At 71.9% G+C, this 23931-nt stretch carries 17 protein-coding genes; 14 read left to right on the plus strand and 3 right to left on the minus strand.

Annotated features, from left to right (window positions below):
* The first annotated feature begins 338 nt into the window (after window positions 1-338).
* The 4 genes from xdhA (at window position 339) to KBB57_RS05515 (ending at window position 6402) form a co-directional block, all read left to right on the plus strand.
* A complete protein-coding gene (gene xdhA / locus KBB57_RS05500) occupies window positions 339-1814 on the plus strand; it encodes a xanthine dehydrogenase small subunit (protein WP_290747534.1) in 1476 nt (491 codons plus the stop codon).
* Window positions 1815-1825: 11 nt separating this feature from the next.
* Complete coding sequence (gene xdhB, locus KBB57_RS05505) at window positions 1826-4195, plus strand: xanthine dehydrogenase molybdopterin binding subunit (protein WP_290747535.1); 2370 nt, start codon at window positions 1826-1828, stop codon at window positions 4193-4195.
* Complete coding sequence (gene xdhC / locus KBB57_RS05510; RefSeq protein ID WP_290747536.1) at window positions 4195-5031, plus strand: xanthine dehydrogenase accessory protein XdhC; 837 nt, start codon at window positions 4195-4197, stop codon at window positions 5029-5031. The genes xdhB and xdhC overlap by 1 nt, the downstream gene beginning before the upstream one ends.
* Before the next feature lie 69 nt (window positions 5032-5100).
* Window positions 5101-6402, plus strand: coding sequence for an NCS2 family permease (locus KBB57_RS05515; RefSeq protein ID WP_290747537.1), 1302 nt, complete (start codon window positions 5101-5103; stop codon window positions 6400-6402).
* Between the two features lie 761 nt (window positions 6403-7163).
* Here KBB57_RS05515 and KBB57_RS05520 read toward each other — a convergent pair.
* Complete coding sequence (locus KBB57_RS05520; protein WP_290747538.1) at window positions 7164-8159, minus strand: LysR family transcriptional regulator; 996 nt, start codon at window positions 8157-8159, stop codon at window positions 7164-7166.
* 123 nt (window positions 8160-8282) lie between these two features.
* On the opposite strand from KBB57_RS05520, the gene guaD reads away from it, so the two are divergent.
* The 8 genes from guaD (at window position 8283) to KBB57_RS05560 (ending at window position 18126) form a co-directional block, all read left to right on the plus strand.
* Entirely contained in the window at window positions 8283-9575 is a 1293-nt protein-coding gene (gene guaD, locus KBB57_RS05525; RefSeq protein WP_290747539.1) for a guanine deaminase, read from the plus strand.
* Window positions 9576-10233: 658 nt separating this feature from the next.
* Complete coding sequence (locus tag KBB57_RS05530) at window positions 10234-11172, plus strand: lytic transglycosylase domain-containing protein (RefSeq protein ID WP_290747540.1); 939 nt, start codon at window positions 10234-10236, stop codon at window positions 11170-11172.
* A 189-nt stretch (window positions 11173-11361) separates the two neighbouring features.
* Window positions 11362-13293: an acyltransferase family protein gene (locus tag KBB57_RS05535; RefSeq protein WP_290747541.1), complete on the plus strand. Its 1932-nt coding sequence runs from the start codon at window positions 11362-11364 to the stop codon at window positions 13291-13293.
* 182 nt (window positions 13294-13475) lie between these two features.
* Entirely contained in the window at window positions 13476-14237 is a 762-nt protein-coding gene (locus tag KBB57_RS05540; RefSeq protein ID WP_290747542.1) for an ABC transporter ATP-binding protein, read from the plus strand.
* The gene (locus KBB57_RS05545; protein WP_290747543.1) at window positions 14234-14968 is read left to right on the plus strand and encodes an ABC transporter ATP-binding protein; all 735 of its coding nucleotides are present in this window, start codon (window positions 14234-14236) and stop codon (window positions 14966-14968) included. The genes KBB57_RS05540 and KBB57_RS05545 overlap by 4 nt, the downstream gene beginning before the upstream one ends.
* Entirely contained in the window at window positions 14965-15879 is a 915-nt protein-coding gene (locus tag KBB57_RS05550; RefSeq protein ID WP_290747544.1) for a branched-chain amino acid ABC transporter permease, read from the plus strand. Before KBB57_RS05545 ends, KBB57_RS05550 begins: the two co-directional genes overlap by 4 nt.
* 1 nt (window position 15880) lies before the next feature.
* Window positions 15881-16909, plus strand: coding sequence for a branched-chain amino acid ABC transporter permease (locus tag KBB57_RS05555; RefSeq protein WP_290747545.1), 1029 nt, complete (start codon window positions 15881-15883; stop codon window positions 16907-16909).
* Window positions 16910-16938: 29 nt separating this feature from the next.
* Window positions 16939-18126: an ABC transporter substrate-binding protein gene (locus KBB57_RS05560; RefSeq protein WP_290747546.1), complete on the plus strand. Its 1188-nt coding sequence runs from the start codon at window positions 16939-16941 to the stop codon at window positions 18124-18126.
* 415 nt (window positions 18127-18541) lie between these two features.
* Here KBB57_RS05560 and KBB57_RS05565 read toward each other — a convergent pair whose 3' ends face one another.
* On the minus strand, window positions 18542-19420 hold the full coding sequence (locus KBB57_RS05565; RefSeq protein ID WP_290747547.1) for a TIGR01459 family HAD-type hydrolase: 879 nt from the start codon (window positions 19418-19420) through the stop codon (window positions 18542-18544).
* A 166-nt stretch (window positions 19421-19586) separates the two neighbouring features.
* On the minus strand, window positions 19587-21806 hold the full coding sequence (gene katG, locus KBB57_RS05570; RefSeq protein WP_290747548.1) for a catalase/peroxidase HPI: 2220 nt from the start codon (window positions 21804-21806) through the stop codon (window positions 19587-19589).
* Between the two features lie 146 nt (window positions 21807-21952).
* On the opposite strand from katG, the gene KBB57_RS05575 reads away from it, so the two are divergent.
* Together KBB57_RS05575 and lipA are read left to right on the plus strand one after the other, a co-directional pair.
* Window positions 21953-22906 carry a LysR substrate-binding domain-containing protein gene (locus tag KBB57_RS05575; RefSeq protein WP_290747549.1) on the plus strand — a complete coding sequence of 318 codons (954 nt, stop codon included), beginning with the start codon at window positions 21953-21955 and terminating at the stop codon, window positions 22904-22906.
* A 26-nt stretch (window positions 22907-22932) separates the two neighbouring features.
* Window positions 22933-23889 (plus strand): lipoyl synthase, encoded by a 957-nt coding sequence (lipA, locus tag KBB57_RS05580; protein ID WP_290747550.1) that lies wholly within the window; start codon window positions 22933-22935, stop codon window positions 23887-23889.
* Window positions 23890-23931 lie beyond the last annotated feature (42 nt).

The raw sequence follows: 23931 nt of genomic DNA on the forward strand, positions 1-23931 counted from the left end.
AGCAGCGGGTTGCCGGCGTCCCGGTTGCCGGCGCCCCGCGGATCGCCGCCCGGCGGGCACGGGATTGCCTCTATTTTAGGCGACAGGCCCGATCCGCGTCGCCTCAGCGGGCAGGCGATGCGCGCCCTCGGCGCTTGCGTCGGCAACGGGCTGCGCCGCAAGCCCGGGCGGGCATGGGCTCTCCGGGCGGAGAGCGCGCATCGGACCGCCTCCCGCGCCGCAGGATCCGCCGCGATTACCTCTCCCGGCGTTGAAAGTGAGTTCCGGCCGGTCCCGCTTCCATGGCCGCCCTTCCTGGCGCAGGATCGCTTCCGGACCTGAAACGGCGGGAGGCGAGCATGACGGCCAGCACAGCGACGCGGAGGGAGCTGCGCTTCCTCCTCAACGGCCGCGAGGTGCGGCTCGCGGATTGCCCGCCGACGCGCACGCTCCTCGACTGGCTGCGCATCGAGCGCCGGCTGACCGGCACCAAGGAAGGCTGCGCCGAGGGCGATTGCGGGGCCTGCACCGTGCTGGTCGGCAAGCTGACCGAGGCCGGCCTCGTCTACGAGAGCGTCAACGCCTGCATCCGCTTCATGGGCTCGCTCGACGGCGCCCACGTGGTCACCGTCGAGGCCCTGTCCGCCGGCGGCTCGCTGCACCCGGTGCAGAAGGCGATGGTCGAGCAGCACGGCTCGCAGTGCGGCTTCTGCACGCCCGGGATCGTGATGTCGCTCTACGGCCTGTGGATGAAGAAGCCCGACGCCTCCGTCGCCCAGATCGAGAAGGCGCTGCAGGGCAACCTCTGCCGCTGCACCGGCTACGCCCCGATCATCCGCGCCGCCCAGGCCGCGGCGGCCGCCTCGCCCGACGGCGACCCGCTGGTCGCCGAGCGCGCCCGCGTCACCGAGGCGCTCCGCGCCATGAAGGACGGCTCCCGCCTCGACATGGGCGAGGGGACCGAGCGGCTGATCCTGCCCGCCGACGTGGCCGACCTCGCCGCGCTGCGGGCCGAGCTGCCCGGCGCGACCGTGGTCGCCGGCTCGACCGACGTCGGGCTGTGGGTCACCAAGCAGATGCGCCCGATCGGGCCGCTGATCTTCATCTCGCATCTCGACGGCCTGCGCCGCATCGAGGAGACGCCCGAGGGCGTCCGCTTCGGCGCCGGCGTCAGCTACGCCGAGGCGCGCGCCGCCATCTCCCGGCGCTGGCCGGGGCTCGTCGAGCTCTGGGACCGCATCGGCGGCGAGCAGGTGCGCAACATGGGGACGGTGGGCGGCAACATCGCCAACGGCTCGCCGATCGGCGACAGCCCGCCCCCCTTCATCGCGCTCGGCGCCACGCTGCGGCTCCTCAGCGCCGCCGGCCCGCGCGACCTGCCGCTCGAGGACTTCTTCATCGCCTACGGCAAGCAGGACCGCCGCCCCGACGAGATCGTCGAGAGCGTGTTCGTCCCCGCCCCGCCGCAGGGCGCGGCCTTCGCCTGCTACAAGGTGACGAAGCGGCTCGACGAGGACATCACCGCCGTCCTCGGCGCCTTCCGCCTGACCTTCGAGGGCGGCCGCATCGCCGAGGCCCGCCTCTGCTACGGCGGCATGGCCGGGACGCCCCAGCGGGCGGCCGCGGCCGAGGCGGCGCTGGTCGGCCGCGCCTGGGACGAGGCGGCGGCCGAGGCGGCGATGGCGGCGGTGGCGGGCGACTTCGCGCCGCTGAGCGACTGGCGCGCCACGGCGGAATATCGCCAGCTGGTGGCGCGGAACCTGATCCGGCGCTTCTGGCTGGAGACGTCCGGGGACACGGCGCGGCTCGACCGGCCGCTGGCCGAGGCGGTGTGAGGGCAACGAAGATGAACATGCGCAACCCCGAGACGGCAGCCACCCTCGACAAGACCGAGCACGCGATCCGCGGCGGCGTCCACACCTCGCTCGCCCACGAGAGCGCGGCCAACCACGTCACCGGCCGGGCCGAGTACATCGACGACATCCCCGAGCCCGCCGGCACGCTGCACGCGGCGCTCGGCCTCGCCGACCGCGCCCATGCCCGGATCACGGCGATGGACCTCTCCGAGGTCGCCGCCTTCCCCGGCGTCGTCGACGTGCTGACCGCGGCCGACGTGCCCGGCCACAACGACATCTCGCCGGTCGGCCGCCACGACGATCCGGTCTTCGCCGAGGGCCTCGTCGAGTTCCACGGCCAGCCGATCTTCGCCGTCATCGCCGAGACCCGCGAGGCGGCCCGGCGGGCGGCCACCAAGGCGAAGGTGACCTACGAGGAGCTGCCCCACGCCATCGACGTCGCCGACGCCATGGCGGCGGACTACCCCTTCGTCGTCGACCCGCTGAAGCTCGAACGCGGCGACGTGGCGAAGGCGATGGCGGCCAGCCCGCGCCGGCTGGAGGGCCAGTACCGCATCGGCGGGCAGGAGCACTTCTACCTCGAGGGCCACATCGCCATGGCGATCCCCGGCGAGGACGACGACGTCACCGTGTTCTCCTCCACGCAGCACCCCTCCGAGGTGCAGCACATGGTCGCGCACGTCCTCGGCGTCGCCAGCCACAACGTCACCGTCAACGTCCGCCGCATGGGCGGCGCCTTCGGCGGCAAGGAGACCCAGGCCAACCTCTTCGCCGTCATCGCCGCCATCGCCGCGAAGAAATGGCGCCGCGCGGTCAAGTTCCGCCCCGACCGCGACGACGACATGGTCGCCACCGGCAAGCGCCACGACTTCCTGATCGACTACGCGCTCGGCTTCGACGACGAGGGCCGCATCCACGCCGTCGAGGGCGCCTGGGCCGCGCGCTGTGGCTTCTCCGCCGACCTCTCCGGCCCGGTCACCGACCGCGCCCTCTTCCACGCCGACAACGCCTATTTCTACCCCGCGGTAAGGATCATCTCCAAGCCGCTGAAAACCAACACCGTCTCCAACACGGCCTATCGCGGCTTCGGCGGCCCGCAGGGCCTCGTCGCGGCCGAGCGCTTCATCGAGGACATCGCCTACACGCTGGGCAAGGACCCGCTGGAGGTGCGCCGCGCCAACTTCTACGGCGGCGAGGGCCGCAACCTCACGCCCTACTGGCAGGAGGTCGAGGACAACGTCATCGGCCGCATCGTCGACGAGCTCGAGGCCTCGGCCGACTACCAGTCCCGCCGCGCCGCCATCATCGCCCACAACGCGACCAACCCGACGATCCGCAAGGGCATCGCGCTGACGCCGGTCAAGTTCGGCATCAGCTTCACCGCGACCTGGTACAACCAGGCCGGCGCGCTGCTGCACGTCTACACCGACGGCTCGGTCCAGCTGAACCACGGCGGCACCGAGATGGGGCAGGGGCTCTACACCAAGGTCGCCCAGGTGGTGGCGGACGAGCTCCAGATCGACCTCGACCGCATCCGCGTCACCGCCACCTCGACCGGCAAGGTCCCGAACACCTCGGCCACCGCGGCCTCCTCGGGCGCCGACCTCAACGGCATGGCCGCGGCCGACGCCGCCCGCCAGATCCGCGAGCGGCTGGTCGAGTTCGCCGCGGAGCGCTGGCAGACCAGGCCCGAGGCGATCCGCTTCCACGCCAACCACGTCATCGTCGGCGAGGAGCACGTCCCCTTCGCCGAGCTGATCCAGATGGCCTACCAGGCCCGCATCCAGCTCTCGGCGGCCGGCTTCTACAAGACGCCGAAGATCCACTGGGACCGCGCCACCGGCCGCGGCCGGCCGTTCTACTACTACGCCTACGGCGCCTCCTGCTCCGAGGTCTCCGTCGACACCCTGACCGGCGAGTACCAGGTCGACCGCACCGACATCCTCCACGACGTCGGCAAGTCGCTGAACCCGATCCTCGACATCGGCCAGATCGAGGGCGGCTTCGTGCAGGGCATGGGCTGGCTCACCACCGAGGAGCTCTGGTGGGACGCCAAGGGGCGGCTGCGCACCCACGCGCCCTCGACCTACAAGATCCCCCTCGCCTCCGACCGGCCGCGCGTCTTCAACGTGAAGCTCGCCGCGTGGTCCGAGAACAAGGAGCCGACGATCAAGCGCTCCAAGGCCGTCGGCGAGCCGCCCTTCATGCTCGCCGTCTCGGTGCTGGAGGCGCTCTCGATGGCCGCCGCCTCCGTCGCCGACTACAAGGTCCCGCCCCGCATGGACGCCCCGGCGACGCCGGAGCGGGTGCTGATGACCATCGAGCGGCTGCGCGCCGCCGCGAAGGCGACTTCCGCCTGATGGAGCCGCGCGACCTCCTCGCCGCCGGCGCGCCGCTCGTCCTCGCCGAGGTCGGGGCGACGCGCGGCTCGGCCCCGCGCGACGCGGGCGCCTGGATGCTGGTCGCGGCCGAGGCCGTCGCCGGCACCATCGGCGGCGGGCAGCTCGAATACATGGCGATCGACCGCGCCCGGGTGCTGCTGCGCCGCGGCCTCGGCGCCGAGACCATGGAGGTGCCGCTCGGCCCCTCGATCGGCCAGTGCTGCGGCGGCCACGTGCGCCTGACGCTCGCCCCGGTCGACAAGTGGACGCGCCACATGCTCGACGCCCGCATCGAGGCCGAGGAGGCCGCGCAGCCCGAGGTGCTGGTCTTCGGCGCCGGCCATGTCGGCCGCGCGCTCGCCGCGGCGCTGACGCTCCTGCCGGTCCGCGTCCGGCTCATCGACCAGCGCGTCGCCGAGCTGGCGCTCGCCGCGCCGGGCGTGCCGACGACGCTGTCGCCGCTCCCCGAGGCCGAGGTCGCCGCGGCGCGGCCCGGCTCGGCCTTCGTGATCCTGACCCACGACCACGCCCTCGACTTCCTCGTCACCGCGGCGGCGCTCGACCGCGGCGACGCGGCCTATGTCGGCATGATCGGATCGGAGACCAAGCTCGCCCGCTTCCGCTCCTGGCGCAAGCGGACGGGCGCAAGGGGCGACCCCGCCCTCGGGCTCACCTGCCCGATCGGCGGCCCCTCCGGCGACAAGCGCCCCGCGGTGATCGCGGCGCTGGTCGCGGCGGAGATCATCGGCCGGCTCGGCGCGCCGCAAGGCGCGTCGGCCGCGCGCGAGACGAGCGAGACGACCACGAGCGATTGAACGGGGACTGCCGGTCCCAGGGTCCGCCGAGACGGCCCGGGCGGCGACAGGGAGTGCAAGAAGGACGCCATGCTGGATAGCTACTTCAAACTCAAGGAACATGGGACCACGGTCCGGACCGAGCTGATCGCCGGCCTGACCACGTTCCTGACGATGGCCTACATCATCTTCGTCAACCCGCAGATCCTCGCCACCACCGGCATGGACCAGTCCGCGGTCTTCGTCGCCACCTGCCTCGCCGCCGCCATCGGCTCGGCGATCATGGCGCTCTACGCCAACTGGCCGATCGCCATGGCGCCGGGCATGGGGCTCAACGCCTTCTTCGCCTTCACCGTCGTCGCCCATCTCGGCTTCACCTGGCAGCAGGCGCTCGGCGCGGTCTTCATCTCCGGCTGCATCTTCCTGATCCTGACGGTGACGGGCGTGCGGCGCTGGCTGGTCGCCGGCATCCCGCACTCGATGCGCTCGGCCATCGCCGCCGGTATCGGCCTCTTCCTCGGCATCATCGCGCTGAAGAACGCCGGCATCGTCGTGACCTCCGAGGCGACCTCGGTGACGCTCGGCCACATGATGGCCCCGGCGCCGCTCCTCGCCATGCTCGGCTTCTTCATCATCGCCGCGCTCGACGCGCTGAAGGTGACGGGCTCGATCCTGATCGGCATCCTCGTGGTGACGGTGATCTCGATCATCTTCGGCTTCTCCGAGTTCGGCGGGCTGATGTCGACGCCGCCCTCGATCGCGCCGACCTTCCTCCAGCTCGACGTCTTCGGCGCGCTCGGCGTCGGCATCGTGCAGGTCGTGCTGGTCTTCGTCCTCGTCGAGGTCTTCGACGCCACCGGCACGCTGATCGGCGTCGCCAAGCGCGCCGGCCTGCTGACCGAGGGCCCGGGCCACACCAACCCGCAGCTCGGCAAGGCGCTCCTCGCCGACAGCTCCGCGATCGTCGCCGGCTCCTTCCTCGGCACCTCCTCGACCACGGCCTATGTCGAGAGCGCCTCGGGCGTGCAGGCGGGCGGCCGCACCGGGCTGACCGCGCTGACCGTCGCCGTCCTCTTCCTGCTGGCGCTGTTCTTCTCGCCGCTCGCCGGCTCGGTGCCCGCCTTCGCGACGGCCCCGGCGCTGCTCTTCGTCGCCTGTCTCATGGCGCGCGAGCTGACCGACGTCGACTGGGACGACATCACCGAGGCCGCGCCGGCCGCGCTCACCGCGATGATGATGCCCTTCACCTACTCGATCGCCAACGGCCTCGCCTTCGGCTTCATCTCCTACGCGGCGCTGAAGCTCCTGACCGGCAAGGGCTCCCAGGTCCACGCCGCCACCTGGCTCGTCGCGGCGCTCTTCCTGATCCGCTTCATGTTCTTCCAGGAGTGACGGCACGCCCCTCGGGGCCGACCGAACGCAAGGGGCGGGCCGCAAGGCCCGCCCCTTCGCCTTTGCGGCGGATACGAATGCGTGCGCGGCTCCCGTCATGGCCAATCGCCCGCGATGCCGCCGGACGAGCCCGGGCAGATGCGAACGGGCGACATCTCGATCATTCTTATTTGCGCGCAAATATAATTCGAAATATATTTGCAAATATTTTGAATATAAACGGTGAAAATCATTGCACAGTCATCAGCGCCGCATTTCGCGGCGCCGTTCGACGCACTTGAAGCTTGCGCCCTCCCTGTCCAAACGACGCTCCGCATCGAGCAGGAGACGGCGCCGCTCGTCGCCCTCCTGCCGCCTACGTCATGCAGCGTGGGCGCCGCGCACACTGCACGACACCTGTCTGCTCTGCTGGATCCACGGGGCGCGCGCGCCGACCGACCGACCGAAGCGGGCTTGCCCGCGAGGCCCGGCGCGACAAGCGAAAGCACGGCTTTCGCCGCGCCGACGGCTGGAGCGCGGTTGCGCGCGGAAGCCGTCAGGGGCGCAGATTTCTGCGGAAGCGCGCCATCCGTCCGTGAGCGCCCCGGCGAGCGCGGACGCGCTCGCCCCCCGCAGGGGCGATCGCGGACGGATTTGCCACGGGTCAAATCCGTCGGGCGTCAGTGTCGCGGCCAGCCTCGGGCCGGGCTTCCTCTCCACTGTCGTGCAGTGTGGGCGCCGCGAGTTATAATATAACATATATAGATAAATCAGACACTTGCCTAATTTTCACGCGTGAACACTGCCCGAGTCCCGGCCGTTCCGGCCTCCTCCCGCCCCGGCGCAAGCTCCGCGTCGAGCGCGGCGATCCGGCGGCGGCACTCCTCCGCCATGAAGTCGATGAACACCCGCAGCTTCGGGTCCATCAGCCGCTTGTGCGGGTAGACGATGGCGAGCTCCGCCGGGGCCGGCGGCGTCTCGGGCAGCACCTCGACCAGCGCCCCGGAGGCGAGGTGCCGGGCCAGCAGGAACCGCGACAGGTTCACCACCCCGTGCCCGGCCAGCGCCCAGTCCATCAGCACCTCGCCGTCGTCGGTGTCGAAGGGCCCGGAGAACTCCAGCCGCTGCAATCCCTCCGCCGTCTCGAAGGTCCACGTATATTCCGGGCTGCCGGTGTAGCGCAGGATCAGGCAGTCGTGCCCCTGCTGCAGCGCCTTCAGCGACGCCGGCGTGCCCTTGCGCGCCAGATATTCCGGCGCGGCGGCCAGCACCCGCGGGCAGGACATCAGCCGCAGCACCCGCAGGTTGCTGTCCTTGAGCCGCCCGAGCACCAGCGCCGCGTCGATGCCCTCCTCCAAGAGGTCGACCACGTGGTCCGAGAGCCGCAGCCGCACCTGGATCTCGGGATAGCGGGCATGGAAGCCCGGGACCGCCGGCGCGACCACCCGCCGCCCCACCGCCAGCGGCGCGGTGATGCGGATCGCCCCCCGCGGCGCCCGCCCGATCGCCGCGACCGAGCCCTCCGCCTCGGTCAGCGCCTCCAGCACCTTCTTCGCCCCGTCGTAGAGCGCGTCCCCCTGCTCGGTCGGGCTGAGCTTGCGGGTCGAGCGGTTGAAGAGCCGCACCCCGAAATGCGCCTCCAGCGCCTTCAGCCGGCTCGACGCCACCGCCGGCGTCAGCCGCAGGTCGTGCCCGGCGGTGGAGAGGTTCCGCAGCTCGTAGATGCGCACGAAGAGCCGCAGGTTCTCGAGATAGGACATGGGCGGGGACGCTAGCATTCTTCCGGATTCCGGAAAAGAGAATGCGCCCCGCGCCCGGTTCCCCCGCCGCCCCGCCGCTGGCACTCTCCGCCGCGACGCCCCAGGGCCGCCATAGTGCCGCCATATCAGGAGACGCCCGCGATGACCGACACGCTGATCCGGGGCCGCCTGCTCAGCTTCCGCGACGATCCCCGCGCCGGCGCGGACTCCACCTCCTACGTCGAGGACGGCGCCGTCCTCGTCCGCGACGGCGTGATCCTCGCCGCCGGCGAGCACGCCGCCGTCGCCCCGCAGGCCGCCTCCGGCGCCACGCTGATCGACCACCGCCCGCACCTGATCCTGCCGGGCTTCATCGACACCCACATCCACTTCCCGCAGGTGCAGGTGATCGGCTCCTGGGGCTCGCAGCTCCTCGACTGGCTGAACGGCTACGTCTTCGTCGAGGAGCAGAAGTTCCGCGACCCCGCCTTCGCGGGCCGCATGGCCGGCGCCTTCTTCGACGAGCTCCTCCGCCACGGCACCACCACCGCGGCCGCCTTCTGCTCCGTCCACCCCGAGAGCGTCGACGCCTATTTCTCCGAGGCGCTGGCCCGCAACCTCCGCATGGTCGGCGGCAAGGTGATGATGGACCGCAACGCCCCGGAGGCCCTGCGCGACACGGCGCAGCAGGGCTACGACGAGAGCCGCCGGCTGATCGAGGCCTGGCACGGCCGCGGCCGGCTCCACTACGCCGTCTCGCCCCGCTTCGCCATCACCTCGACCGAGGGCCAGATGGAGGCGTCGCAGGCGCTGATCGCCGAGCGCCCCGACCTGCACGTGCAGACCCATCTCTCCGAGAACCTCGCCGAGATCGCGTATACCCTCTCGCTCTTCCCCTTCGCTAAGGACTACACCGAGGTCTACGAGCACTACGGCTTCACCGGCCCGAAGACGCTGATGGGCCACTGCGTCCACCTCTCCGACCGCGAGATCGGCGCGCTGGCGGCGAGCGGCTCGGTCGCGGTGTTCAACCCGACCTCGAACCTCTTCCTCGGCAGCGGCCTCTTCGACCTCGCCCGCATGGAGCGGCTCGGCGCCCGGGTCGCGGTGGCGACCGACGTCGGCGCCGGCACCAGCTACTCGATGCTCAACACGCTGGACGCCGCCTACAAGATCCTCCAGCTCCAGGGCCAGAAGCTCCAGCCGCTGCTCTCCTACTACATGATGACGCTCGGCAACGCCCGCGCCCTCGGCCTCGAGGCCCATATCGGCGCGCTCGATGCGGGCCGCGACGCCGACATGGTGGTCCTCGACGTCCGCGCCACCCCGGCGATGCGCCTCCGCGCCGAGACGATCCGCACCCTCGAGGAGGAGCTCTTCATCCTCCAGACCATGGGCGACGACCGCGCCGTGGTCGAGACCTACGCCGCCGGCCGCCCCGCCCGCCCGCGCTAGCCGCCCGCCCGCGCTCCCGCGGCGCGGCCCCTGCGGCGAGCTGCCCGCCCCGTCCCTTCGCCCGCGCCGGGACCGCCCCGGCGCGACGCCAGCCTTCTATCCACGCGCTCCCGCACCGCGAGCCCTCCGCGGGGAGGGTCTGCCGCTCACCCCCACCCTCTCGCGGTCCCGTGGCGGCGCCTCGTCCCGCCGCCGGATCGCCCCCCGCGCGGCATCAGGCTCCCGCCCGCCCTCCCGCCAGCGCGGGTCCCCTTCTGCCCGGGAGGGTCTGCCCCCTCACCCCCCTCCCTCTCGCGGTCCCGTGGCGCCGCCTCGTCCCGCCGCCGGATCGCCCCCGCGCGGCGTCAACCTCCCGCCAGCGCTCCCGCCAGCGCGGGCCCCCTTCTGCCCGGGAGCGTCTGCCCCCTCACCCCTCCCGCCCGCGATCCCGTGGCGGCGCCTCGTCCCGCCGCCGGATCGCCCCCGCGCGGCGTCAACCTCCGCCAGCGCTCCCGCCAGCGCGAGCCCCCTTCTGCCCCGGCGCGTCTGCCCGCTCAGCCCCCGCCCGCGATCCCGTGGCGGCGCATCGTCCCGCCGCCGGGACCGCCGCGGCGCGCCGTTAGCCTCACCCCCGCGCTGCCGTAGCGCCGGCCCGCGGCCGCGGCTATGGTGCGCGCCGATGCGCCGCCTCCTCGCCCCCGTGCTCTGCGTCCTCCTCGCCGGACCTGCCCCCGCGCAGCCCCCCGGCGGCGACATCGTCGTGGCCTCCGTCGACCCCGGGGCGCTCGCCCGGGTCGCGCCGCGGCCGCGCCCGGCGCCCGCCTGCAGCGCCGACGGGTCCCTCTGCATCGCCGCCGCGAGCTACGACGCCGACGTCTGCCGGGCGATGGAGGCCGCGGCGACGCGGAACGCCCTCGACCCGCATTTCTTCGCCCGGCTGATCTGGCGCGAGAGCCTCTTCGACGCCGGCGCGGTCAGCCCCGCCGGGGCGGAGGGCATCGCCCAGTTCATGCCGGAGACCGCCCGGCTCCGCGGCCTCGCCGACAGCTTCAACCCCGCCGAGGCGCTGGCCGCCTCCGCCGCCTACCTCGCCGACCTCTCGCGCGCCTACGGCAACGTCGGCCTCGCCGCGGTCGCCTACAACGGCGGCGAGGCACGGGCGGAGCGCTTCATCGCCAGGGACGGCGGGCTGCCGCTCGAGACGCGCGCCTACGTCCACGCGATCACCGGCTACCCGGCCGAGAGCTGGCGCGACGCCGCGCCGGAGAAGCTCGACCTGACCCTCGCCGGCGAGGGCGGCTTCCAGGGCGCCTGCCTCGCGCTCGCCGCCAGCCGCACGATCCGCGAGTTCCCGGCCGCCGGCGCCCCCCTCCGTCCCTGGGGCGTCGTCCTCGCCTCGAACCGCGTCCGCGAGGGCGCCGAGCGCCAGGCCGACCGGCTCAGGAACCGCTACGCCGCGCTCCTCGCCGACGAGGACTTCAGCTTCTCCCGCAACCGCCGCCCCGGCATGCCGCGGATGCACGTCGCCCAGATCGGCCGCGACACCCGCCCCGAGGCCGACGCACTCTGCGCCCGCCTCCGCACCGCCGGCGCCGACTGCATGGTGCTGAAGAACTGACGCTGGCGGGGCAGGGGCAGCGCCGCGCCGGGTAAAAACCATGCGATCGAATGGATGTGGACAGGACGGCGCTTTTGGGCGATGTTCCGGCCGTCCGTGCCGGGTCGCCACCAAGCCTCAGTTGCCGCAAGTATGCGGCTTGGGGCCGGTAGTCTTGGCTAGTAGTGGTTGTGATTGTCGGAGTATCTCTTGACGGGCGCAGGATCTGCCAATCGCTACGTTCCGGAAATCGACGGGCTCCGCACCGTCGCCGTCCTGAGCGTTCTTTTCTACCATGTCGGCTTCGGGGCGGTTCCCGGCGGCTTCGTCGGCGTCGACGTCTTCTTCGTGATCTCCGGCTACCTCATCACCCGTCTCATCTCCACCGAGATCGGCGGCAGCGGCCGCTTCGACTTCCTGCGCTTCTATGTCCGCCGACTGCGGCGGCTCTTCCCCGCGATGCTCGCGACGGTGGCCGTCAGCTACCTGTTCTCCACGCTCATGCTGTCCCCGGAGGAGATGCTCCGCTTCGCCCTCTCGGCGGCGACGGCGGTGTTCAGCGTGTCAAACTTCCTCTTCTGGTTCGAATCCGGCTACTTCGATCCCGGCGCGGACACGAAGCCGCTCCTGCACACCTGGTCGCTCGGCGTCGAGGAGCAGTTCTACCTGTTGTGGCCGGCGCTCCTGCTGATCCTGCTCATCAAGGCCCCGCGCTGGGCGGCGCCGACGGCGCTCGCCATCCTCTGCCTCGTCAGCCTCGCGCTCGCGGAATACTGGATCCCGCGCGACCCCGCCGCCGCGTTCTTCCTGCTGCCGACCCGGCTCTGCGAGCTCGGCCTCGGCGCGCTGCTCGTCTGGGCGCAGCGCCTCGCCCCGAAGGGCGCGGCGGCGCGCGAGGCCATGCTGGTCGTCGGCCTCGCCATGATCGTCTGGGCGGCCGCCACGTTCACCGACAGGACGCCGTTTCCCGGCCTGAACGCCATGATCCCCTGCGTCGGCACGGCGCTCGCGATCCTCGGATGCACGGCGCGCTGGGCGGGCGCGCCGCTGCGCGCCGCCCCGGTCGTCTGGACCGGCAAGATCAGCTACTCGCTCTACCTCGTGCATTGGCCGGTCGTGGTGTTCTGGAGCATCTGGCGCTTCACGGGCCTGACGGCGGCCGACCGCTACGCCATCATCGTGGTCTCCATCGCGCTCGCAGCGCTGCAATACTATCTCGTCGAGCAGCGTTTCCGCCATGTGACCCCGCGCAGCCTCTCCAACCCCCGCTTCCTCGGCAGCGCCGCCGCCTACGCGGCCGTGGTCTGCATCGCCTCGGCCGGGGTAGTGGCGACCAACGGCTGGACGTCGCGCATCCCCGCCGACCGTTACACCGCCTCGAGCCGCGACCAGCGCCACGAGCAGCAGCGCCTCTACTGCCGCCAGCGCGATCCCGACAAGCCGGCCGGACTCTTCACCTGCCAGAACGACCGCGGCAAGGACAAGGACATCGTCATCTGGGGCGACAGCCACGCCCTGCATCTCGTCGCCGGCTTCTCCGAGATGTTCCCCGACTACAACATCCAGATCATGACGCAGCCGGGCTGCCCGGCGCAGAGCGGCTTCGCCGGTTACGTGCGCAACTACCGCTCGAGCGAGACGGAAGCCTGCCTGGCCCGCAACCGCGACGCCCTCGCCTGGCTCGAGAAGAACCCGAGCGCGCTCGTGGTGATCTCCAGCATCAAGCTGGCCAACCCCGAGACGCTCGCCGCGGCCTCCGAGGAGGTGCTGGCGCGCCTGCACGCCCTTGGCCAGCCGGCGATCGTCCTCGGCGACGTGATCCGCCCCGGCCGCGATCTCAACCAGTGCCGCAGCGTTCCCCGGGCGCTCATCTCCGACGCGACCCTTGCCGAGCGCTGCCAGGCCGATCCCGAGATCGTCCGCGAGGAGATGGCGTACGACGCCGGGATGAAGAAGCTCCTCGGCGACGACTACGTGCTGGCCGCCAACGCGACCTGCCCGGACGGCAAGTGCCGCTTCTTCGACGGCGACGTCCTCTTGTTCCGCGACGAGGGCCACCTGTCCCTCGCGGGATCCCCGGAGTTCGTGCGCGCCATAGGCCCGTTGCTGCCCCTGACCATGGCGCAGCAGGATCTGGACTGACCGCCGGCAGGGCGTTCGCGGCCACGCGCCTCGCCACGCCCCACGGGATCGGTCTCGACGCGTGCGACGGGCTGCGCCATAGTGGCGGCGATGCGGGGCGACTGGGCGGCCTTTCCTGGGTACGACGCGGACGTGGGCGATCCCGTCCGGCCGGGCGCGCGCGCCGCGATCGGGAGCGCGCCGTGAGCGGCGAGGGCGCCCTGCGCGCCGAGGCGGTCGGGGTCGCCTTCGACGGCCTCAAGGCGCTCTCCGACGTCACCCTCGCCATCCCCCGCGGCCGCGTCACCGGGCTGATCGGCCCGAACGGCGCCGGCAAGACCACCGCCGTCAACGTGCTCTCCGGCTTCCAGAAGCCGACCACGGGCCGCGTCGTCATGGACGGCGCCGACGTCACCGGCCGCCGCCCGCACGAGCTGCGCCGGCTCGGGCTCGCCCGCACCTTCCAGGGCGGCCGGCTCTTCGGCGACCTCTCGGTGATCGACAACCTCGAGGTCACCGGCGTCGGCCTCGGCCATACCCGCCGCGAGGCCGCCCGCCGCGCCGCCGAGATGCTCGACTGGATCGGCATCGGCCGCCTCGCCGGCCGCATGGCCGCGGGCCTGCCCTACACCGACGAGCGCCGCGTCGCCATCGGCCGCGCCCTGATGATGGAGCCCGCCTACCTGCTCCTCGACGAGCCCGCCGCCGGCATGTCCGAGCCCGAGGCCGCCGAGCTCGCCCGGCTGATCCGCCGCGTCGCCGCCGAGATCGGCTGCGGCATCCTGCTGATCGAGCACAACATCGGCCTCGTCCTCGACATCTGCGAGGCGATCACCGTGCTCGATTCGGGCCGCGTCATCGAGGCCGGCGACCCCGCCGCCATCCGCGCCAGCGAGCGGGTGCGCCACGCCTACATGGGCACCGCCGCCGACGTGGCGCCCGCTTCGGTGGAGGCCGGACATTGACCCTGCTCGCCGTCGAGGATCTGGTCGTCCGCTACGGCGCCCTCACCGCGCTCCGCGGCGCCTCGATCCGGGTGGAGGAGGGCGAGATCTTCTTCGTCACCGGCCCGAACGGCGCCGGCAAGTCCACGCTGATGAAGGCGATCGCCGGCGTCGTCCGCGCCGCCTCCGGGGCCATCGCGCTCGCCGGCCAGCCGATCCTCGGCGAGGCCCCCGAGACGATCGCCCGCCGCGGCTTCTCCATGGTCCCCGAGGGCCGCCAGGTCTTCGGCGGCCTGACCGTCGAGGAGAACCTCCGCCTCGGCGCCGGGATGCGTCCCGACCGCGCCGCCGTCGCCCGCGACCTCGCCCGTGTCTACGAGACCTTCCCCATGCTCGCCGAGCGCAAGGGCGGCCCCGCCGGCCTGCTCTCCGGCGGCCAGCAGCAGATGCTGGTCATCGCCCGCGCGCTGATGACCGACCCGCGCCTCGTCGCCATCGACGAGCCCTCGCTCGGCCTCGCGCCCGTGGTGATCGACCAGGTCTACGAGCTCCTGCTCCGCCTCCGCGCCGAGCGCGGCCTGACCCTCCTCATCGTCGAGCAATCCTCCACCCGCGCGATGATGACCGGCGGCCGCATGGTGCTGATGCGCTCCGGGCGCATCGTGCTCGAGGGCGACGCCCGCACGCTCGGCGAGAGCGACGCGCTCGAGCGCGCCTATTTCGGCTACGAGGACGGGACGCCCGCCGCATGACCGCGATCCTGCAGACCCTCTTCGACGCGCTCTCCCTCGGCAGCCTCTACGCGCTCGGGGCGCTCGGCATCGCGCTGATCTTCGGGGTGATGCGGCTCGTCAACTTCGCCCATGGCGACTACATCGCCTTCTGCATCTTCGCGCTGCTGTGGCCGACCACCCAGGCCGCCACAATCCTCTTCCTCGGCCAGCTCCCCACCGCGCTCCTGATCCCGCTCGTCATCCTGATCGGCGCGGCCGTCTCCGTCCTCTCCGAGATCGTCGTCTTCCGCCGGCTGCGCAACGCCAACCCCGCGACGATGATGATCGCCTCCTTCGCCCTCGGCTTCGTGCTGAAGAACCTGCTCCTGATGCTGTTCTCCTCCCGCCCGAAGTCGATCTCGCTCCTGCCGGCGCTCGCCCGCCAGACCGAGATCCTCGGCGCCCGCGTGCCGCTCCTGCAGGCCGCGACCATCGTCGCGACCATCGTCATCCTCGTCGCGCTCACCCTCTTCCTCAAGCGCACCCGCTTCGGGCTGGAGATGCGCGCCGCCGCCGAGGACTTCGCCATGGCGCGGATGCTCGGCGTCAAGGCGAACCGCGTCATCCTCCTCGCCTTCGCCATCTCCGGCGGGCTCGCCGGCGCCATCGGCCTCGTCCTCGTCGTGCAGACCGGCACCGCCGACATCAACATGGGCCTCTCGGTCATGCTCGTCGCCTTCATCGCCACCGTGGTCGGCGGGCTCGGCAGCCTCTCCGGCGCGGTGGCGGCGGGCTTCCTGATCGGCGGCGCGAGCGTGCTGATGCAGGTGATCCTGCCCCTCGACGCCCGGCCCTTCCGCGACGCCTTCGTCTACGGCCTCGTCATCGTCGTGCTGCTCTGGCGCCCGCAGGGCCTCTTCGCGCCGCGCTCCTCGAAGCAGAGGGTGTGAGATGACCACCCACGCCCCCTCGGTCCTCGCCCGCACCGCGATCGCCCCCGCGGTGCTGATCGCGCTGCTCTGCGCCATCACCGTGGCGACCTGGGCCTTCGGCTCCGGCACCCTGCAACGCACGGTCGTCGAGATGCTGATTCGCGTCGTCCTCGTCGTCGGCATGTGGATCTTCGTCGGCAATTCCGGGATCATGAGCTTCGGCCATATCGGCTTCATGTGCCTCGGCGCCTACGCCGCCGCCTGGTTCACCATCCCGCCGATGCTGAAGGAGATCTCGCTCTCCGGGCTCCCCACCTTCGTGCGCTCCAGCCAGTTCCCGTTCTGGGCCTCGGCGATCGCCGCGTCGCTCCTGCCGGCGGTCTTCGCCGCGATCATCGGCCCGATCCTGATGCGGCTCGCCGGCATCGCCGCCTCGATCGCCACCTTCGCCATGCTCGCGGTCATCAACACCGTCTACTCCAACTGGTCGACCGTCACCGGCGGCACCAGCTCGATCATCGGCATCCCGCTCAGGACCAACCTCTGGCTGGCGCTCGCCGCCGCCGCGGCCGCCATCCTGATCGCCTGGGCCTACGCCATCTCGCGCTCCGGCCTCGCGCTGCGCGCCGCCCGCGACGAGGCGATCGCCGCGCAGGCCTCCGGCGTCCACATCGAGCGCGAGCGCACCATCGCCTTCGTGCTCTCCGCCTTCGTCTGCGGCGCGGCGGGCGTCCTCTACGCCCACTTCCTCGGCATCGTCACGCCCGACGCCTTCTTCCTGACCGCAACCTTCGTCGCCCTCTCCATGCTGGTCGTCGGCGGCATGAACAGCCTCTCCGGCGCGGTGCTCGGGGTCGTGCTCATCTCGACGATCATCCAGGCCTTGCGGTCGCTGGAGAAGGGCTTCGCCGTCGGCGACGTCACCGTCGCCATCCCCTCCGGCAGCCAGGAGATCGCCATCGGCGTCGTGATGATCGTCATCCTGATCTTCCGCCCCACCGGCCTCATGGGCAACCGCGAGATCGTGCTGCCGCGGGGAGCTCGATGAACCGCCAACGAACGACAGGGAGAAGAAACATGAAACTGACATCAACAGCGCTGCTGCTGCTCGGCGTGGCCGGCCTCGCCGCCCCCGCGCTCGCCCAGGACGACCGCATCGTCGTCGGCTTCGCCACCGCGCAGTCGGGCTTCATGCAGGCCTACGACGAGCCGGCGACCCAGGCCGCGCAGATCCGCATCGACGAGATCAACGCCGCCGGCGGCCTGCTCGGCCACCAGATCGAGACGGTCGCCGCCGACACCAAGTCCGACCGCGCCGAGGGCGCCAAGGCCGGGCTCGAGGTGATCGAGGGCGGCGCCGACCTCGTCGTCGTCTCCTGCGACTACGACTTCGGCGCCCCGGCGGCGCTGATGGCGGAGAGTAACGGCATCGTCTCGTTCTTCCTCTGCGCCGAGAGCGTGCGCGCCGGCATCCAGGGCGTCGGCCCGCATTCCTTCTCGTCGTCGGTCCTCGCCGCCGTGCAGGGCGCCACGATGGCGGAATGGGCGCACGCCAAGCTCGGGGCGAACCGGTTCTACGTGCTCGAGGACACCTGGACCGAGTACAACAAGGGCATCTGCGACGGCTTCGACTGGCGCGCCCCGCAGATCGAGGGCGTCGAGATCGTCGGCCGCGACACCTTCGTCAACGACGACGCCTCGATCGCCGCGCAGATCACCCGGATCAGCCAGCTTCCCGAGCCGCCGGACGCGATCATGCTCTGCTCGATGATGCCGGGCGTCGTCTCGGCGGTGAAGCAGATCCGCGACGCCGGCATCGCCATCCCGATCCTGAACGGCTCCGGCGCAGACGGCAGCTACTGGATGGACGCGGTGCCCGGCCTCTCCGAGTTCTACATCCCGGTGCAGGGCTCGATCTACGGCGACGACCCGAACCCGAAGGTGCAGGAGTTCAACAAGGCCTTCGAGGCGAAGTTCGGCGCCGGCCCCTCGTCGCAATACGCCTATCCGGGCTACGTGATGATCGACGTCTGGGCCAAGGCGGTGGAGCGCGCCGGGACCACCGAGGCGAACGCCGTCGTGGCCGAGCTCGAGAAGATGAAGGACGAGCCGACCATCTTCGGCGCCCGCACCTTCACCTCCGAGCTGCACCACCAGAACCGGGCGGAATACAAGATCGTCAAGGTCACCGACGGCAAGCCCGCCGTCGTCGACACCTGGACGATCGCCGAGCCGGTCCCGATGGAGGCGCTGCTCGGCAACTGAGCCGGGGAAAGCTCGGGCCTCGCGCAAGCGAGGCCCGGCATTCACACTTTCCGGCCGAAGCCCCGGATCGGGGCAGAACGGGCCGCAACGCCGAAGCCAGATGGATTTGACCCGTGGCAAATCCGTCCGCGCTCGCCGGGGCGCTCACGGACGGATGGCGCGCTCCCGCAGAAATCTTCGCCCCTGACGACCCCGTGCCAACGCGCTCCAGTCGTCGGCGCGGCGAAAGCCTTGCTTTCGCTTGTCGCGCCGCGGCCTCGCGGGCAAAGCCCGCTTCGGTCGGTCAGCTTTGGAGCCGAATCTTCCGTCCTGTGGATAACCCTGTGTGAAATCCTATGGATAATCTGTTGATATCTTTATTATCCAACAATCCCAACCACATGACTAGCGTCACACAGTGGGACATTCCCGGCCCTCAGCGCAGCCGGCGGATCGTCATCAGCGGCGCCAGCCGCGCCTTGCGCAGGAACCCGGCGAGCAGCGCCGGGTCCGGCCCCGCCGCCTCGGTCGTCCCGGTCTCCTCCGCCGCGAGCCCCCCGGTGACGAAGAGCGCGTCGAGATTCTCCCCCATCGCTCCCAGCACGTCCGTCGCCACCCCGTCGCCGATGGCGAGGATCTCCTCCGCCGTCACCTCCGCGCCCAGCAGCTGCGAAACCCGCCGCCGCGCCAGCGCATAGATCGGCGGGTGCGGCTTGCCGAAATAGAAGCTCGCGCCCCCCGCCTCCGCATAGGCCTGCGCGATCGCGCCCGCGCAGTAGATCCGCCGCTCGCCCACGTCGACCACCACGTCCGGGTTGGCGCACAGAAGCCGCAGCCCCCGGGTCTTGCCCTCGAGGATCAGCGCCCGATAATCGTCGGGCGTCTCGGTCGCATCGTCGAAGAGCCCGGTGCAGACGATGCCCTCCGCCTCCGCCAGCGGGACCAGCTCGACGTCGTAGGGCCGCCCCTCCGCGTCGCGGAAGAAGGCGAGGTCGCGCTCCGGCCCGACGTGATGCACCCGCCGCCCGAACCGCCCCGTCGCCAGCGCCTCCTGCGCCGCGTCGCCGGACGAGACGATCAGGTCGTAGCACGAGGCGGGCGCCCCCAGCCCCTCCAGCTGCCGCGCCACGCTCGCCGCCGGCCGCGGCGAGTTGGTCAGCAGCACCACCGCGCCGCCGCCCTCCCGGAAGCGCTCCAGCGCGGCGACCGCGGCCGGGAAGGCCCGCACCCCGTCATGCAGGCACCCCCAGAGGTCGCAGTAGAGCACCCGGTAGCCCGGGGCGATGTCGGCGAGGCTGTCGATGATGCGGGTCATGGCGTCCTGCGGCTGGTCTCGCGCCGCGGCTTAGACGATTCCCGCGCGCCGGCCCAGACCCCCGGACCGGCACCCTGCCGGCGCCGGAGCGGCGCGCGGGGGGCGCGCCGCCCCGGCTCCTGCGCCTTGCCGCTGGTGGGGGCAGCGGGCGGCGCGGGAAACCCGGTCAGGCGAGGTCGAAGCGGTCGGCGTTCATCACCTTGGTCCAGGCCGCGACGAAGTCCCGCACGAAGCGCGTCTGGTCGGCGCCGCCATAGGCCTCCGCCAGCGCCCGGAGCTGCGAGTTCGAGCCGAACACCAGATCGACCCGCGTCGCCGTCCACCGCGGCTCGCCCGTCGCCCGGTCGCGCCCCTCGAACACGTCCTCCGCCGCGCCGACCGGCGCCCAGCGGGTGCGCATGTCGAGCAGGTTGACGAAGAAGTCGTTGGTCAGCGTCTCCGGCCGGTCGGTGAGCACCCCGTGCGGCGACCCGCCATGGTTCGCCCCCAGCGCCCGCAGCCCGCCGACCAGCACCGTCATCTCCGGCGCCGTCAGCGTCAGGAGCTGCGCCTTGTCGACCAGGAGCTCCTCCGCGGTGATCGCGTATTGCTGCTTCAGGTAGTTGCGGAACCCGTCCGCGACCGGCTCCAGATCGCCGAACGACTCGACGTCGGTCTGCTCCTGCGTCGCATCCGTCCGCCCCGGCGTGAACGGGACCTCGACCCCATGCCCCGCCTTCCGCGCCGCCGCCTCGACCGCCGCCGCGCCGCCGAGCACGATCAGGTCGGCGAGCGAGATCCGCTTGCCGTCGCTCCGCCCCTCGTCGAACCGCTGCTTGATCGCCTCGAGCCTCTCCAGCACCGGCGCCAGCGCCTCCGGCTGGTTGACCGGCCAGTCCTTCTGCGGCGCGAGCCGGATCCGCGCCCCGTTGGCGCCGCCCCGCTTGTCCGAGCCGCGGAACGTCGAGGCCGATGCCCAGGCGGTGGAGACGAGCTGCCCGATCGTCAGCCCGGACGCGAGGATCTCGGCCTTGAGGCCGGCGATGTCGGCCGCATCGACCAGCGGATGATCGACCGGGGGCAGGGGGTCCTGCCAGATCAGGTCCTCGGCCGGGACCTCCGGCCCGAGATAGCGCGACTTCGGCCCCATGTCGCGGTGGGTGAGCTTGAACCAGGCCCGCGCGAAGGCGTCGGCGAACTGGTCGGGGTTCTCGAAGAACCGCCGCGAGATCGCCTCATAGGCCGGATCGGCCCGCAGCGCGATGTCCGAGGTCAGCATCGTCGGCGCCCGGCGCTTCGTCTTGTCGAAGGGATCGGGGATGGTGTTCGCCCCCGCGCCGTTCGTCGGCCGCCACTGGTGCGCGCCGGCGGGGCTCCTGGTCAGCTCCCAGTCGTAGCCGAAGAGGTTCCAGAAGAAGTTGTTGCTCCAGCGCGTCGGCGTCGAGGTCCAGATCACCTCGAGCCCCGAGGTGATCGCGTCCGCCCCCACGCCCGAGCCGTGCCCGCTCGCCCAGCCGAGCCCCATCGCCTCCAGCGGCGCCGCCTCCGGCTCCGGCCCGACCAGGGCCGCGTCGCCGGCGCCGTGGGTCTTGCCGAAGGTATGGCCCCCGGCGATCAGCGCGACGGTCTCCTCGTCGTCCATCGCCATCCGCTTGAAGGTCTCGCGGATGTCCTTCGCCGAGGCGAGCGGGTCGGGATTGCCGTCCGGTCCCTCGGGGTTGACGTAGATGAGCCCCATCTGCACCGCCGCGAGCGGGTTCTCGAGGTCGCGCTCGCCCGAATAGCGGCTGTTCGGCTTCTCGCTGGTGGCGAGCCACTCGGTCTCGCCGCCCCAGTAGACGCCTTCCTCCGGCTCCCAGGTGTCGGCGCGCCCGCCGGCGAAGCCGAAGGTTCTGAAGCCCATCGATTCGAGCGCGACGTTGCCGGTCAGCACGATCAGGTCCGCCCAGGAGATCGCGTCGCCGTATTTCTGCTTGATCGGCCAGAGCAGCCGGCGCGCCTTGTCGAGGTTGACGTTGTCGGGCCACGAGTTCAGCGGCGCGAACCGCTGCTGCCCACCGCCGGCCCCGCCGCGCCCGTCGCCGGAGCGGTAGGTGCCCGCCGCGTGCCAGGCCATGCGGATGAAGAGCCCGCCGTAATGCCCGAAGTCGGCCGGCCACCACGGCTGGCTGTCCTTCATCAGCGCGGTCAGGTCGCGCTTCAGCCCCTCGTAGTCGAGGCCGCGGAACGCCTCGGCATAGTCGAAGTCCCGGCCCATCGGGCTCGCCGCCGGGCTGTTCTGGTGGAGGATCCGCAGGTTGAGCTGGTTGGGCCACCAGTCCCGGTTGGACCGCAGCGCCGCGTTCGACCCCACGCTCGCATGCACGACCGGGCAGCCCCCCGGTTTCTCCTCGACCTTGGCGTCCATCTTCGCCCTTCCCTCTGCCGGGCAGACTGGCGGGGCGCAGCAGCGTCCGCTCGCCAGTCTGGAATGATTCCGAACTGGAACCGGAGTAGCAGAGGGGAACGATAAGAGGAAATTGCATTTCCTTACCGAGGCGATAATTTAAGGTAATGGAAATCACCCTTCGCCAGCTCCGCTACCTGATTTCCCTTGCCGACGAGGGGCATTTCGGGCGCGCCGCGGCGGCGGTGAACGTGAGCCAGCCGGCGCTGTCGGTGCAGATCCGCGAGCTGGAGGCTGGGCTGGGGACGCAGCTCGTCGAGCGGCGGGCCCGGGAGGTGGTGCTGACCCCGGCGGGGCGCGAGGTGCTGCGGCGGGCGCGGCGGGTGATGGACGAGGTCGCCGAGCTGACCGAGGTGGCGCGGCGGGAGCGCGGGCTCGGCGGGCGGCTGCGGCTCGGGGTGATCCCTACGGTCGCGCCCTACCTGCTGCCGGCGGCGCTGCCGCTGCTGCGCGGCCGCAACCTTGCGCTCGACCTCGGGGTGCGGGAGGCGCAGACCCAGGCGCTGGTCGAGGAGCTGCGGCGGGGCGAGCTCGACGCGGCGGTGGTGGCGCTGCCGGCGGGGGCGGCGGATCTGGTGGAGGAGCCGCTCTTCGAGGACCGCTTCCTGCTCGCCGGCTCGGCGCGGCAGGTGGCGGAGCTCGGGGCCGGCGGCGTCGACCCGCAGGCGATGGCGGCGCAGCGGCTGCTGTTGCTCGACGACGGGCACTGTCTCGCCGACCAGGCGCTGGCGGCCTGCGCGCTGTCGCGGGAGCAGGCGGCGCTCGATTTGCGGGCGTCGAGCCTGTCGACGCTGTGCCGGCTGGCGGAGGAGGGGTTCGGGCTGACGCTCGTCCCCGAGCTCGCGGTGCGGATCGAGACGGCGGCGGCGCCCCGGCTGGCGCTGGCGCGCTTCGCCGGGCCGGAGCCGCGGCGGACGATCGGGCTGGCGCGGCGGCGGCAGTCGCGCGACGACGGCTGGTTCTCGGAGCTCGCGGACATGCTGGCGCGGGCGGGGCGGGACGAGATCTCCCATGCCGCGGCGGCGGTTCCGGCCCTTGGCGCCATGGCGGCGGAGGGATAGAACCGGGCGCAGGCAGGAGGAGCCCCATGGCCGAGCGAGACCTGAGCGACCGGAACCAGCGCCACCCCGAGAAGGCGCATCGCCCGGACACGCCGCTCCTGCGCAAGCCGGACTGGATCCGGGTGAAGGCCCCCACGTCGGAGGGCTACAAGCGGACCCGGGACATCCTGCGGGAGAACCGGCTGGTCACCGTCTGCGAGGAGGCGGGCTGCCCGAACGTCGGCGAGTGCTGGAGCCAGGGTCACGCCACCATGATGATCATGGGCGAGATCTGCACCCGGGGCTGCACCTTCTGCAACGTCGCGACCGGGCGGCCGGACGCGCTCGACGTGTTCGAGCCGCTGCGGGTGGCGGTCGCGGTCGAGAAGCTCGGGCTGAACCATGTGGTCATCACCTCGGTCGACCGGGACGACCTCGCGGACGGGGGGGCGGAGCATATCGCCCAGACGATCCGGGCGGTGCGGCGGAAGAACCCGGAGACGACGATCGAGGTGCTGACGCCGGACTTCCTGCGCTGCCCGCCCGAGGCGCTCGCCGCGGTGGTCGAGGCGAAGCCGGACGTCTTCAACCACAACCTCGAGACGGTGCCGGGGCTCTATCCGGAGGTGCGGCCGGGGGCGCGGTATTTCCATTCGCTGCGGCTTTTGCAGCGGGTGAAGGAGCTCGATCCGGCGATGTTCACCAAGTCCGGCATCATGGTCGGGCTCGGCGAGGAAAGGCAGGCGGTGCTGCAGGTGATGGACGACCTGCGGGCGGCCGACGTCGATTTCCTGACGATCGGCCAGTATCTCCAGCCGACCCCGAAGCACCACGCGGTGCGGCAGTTCGTGACGCCGGAGGAGTTCGCCGCCTACGAGAAGGCGGCGTGGGGGAAGGGGTTCCTGATGGTCTCCGCCACCCCGCTCACCCGGTCGAGCTACCACGCCGGCGCCGATTTCCAGCGCCTGCGGGCGGCGCGGCTGGCGAAGCTGGGCCGGGCCTGATCCGCCGGGAGGCGGCGCCGGCAGGTGCGGCAAGCCGGCCGC

It is taken from the genome of Amaricoccus sp., from assembly GCF_017993425.1.
Taxonomy (GTDB): domain Bacteria; phylum Pseudomonadota; class Alphaproteobacteria; order Rhodobacterales; family Rhodobacteraceae; genus Amaricoccus.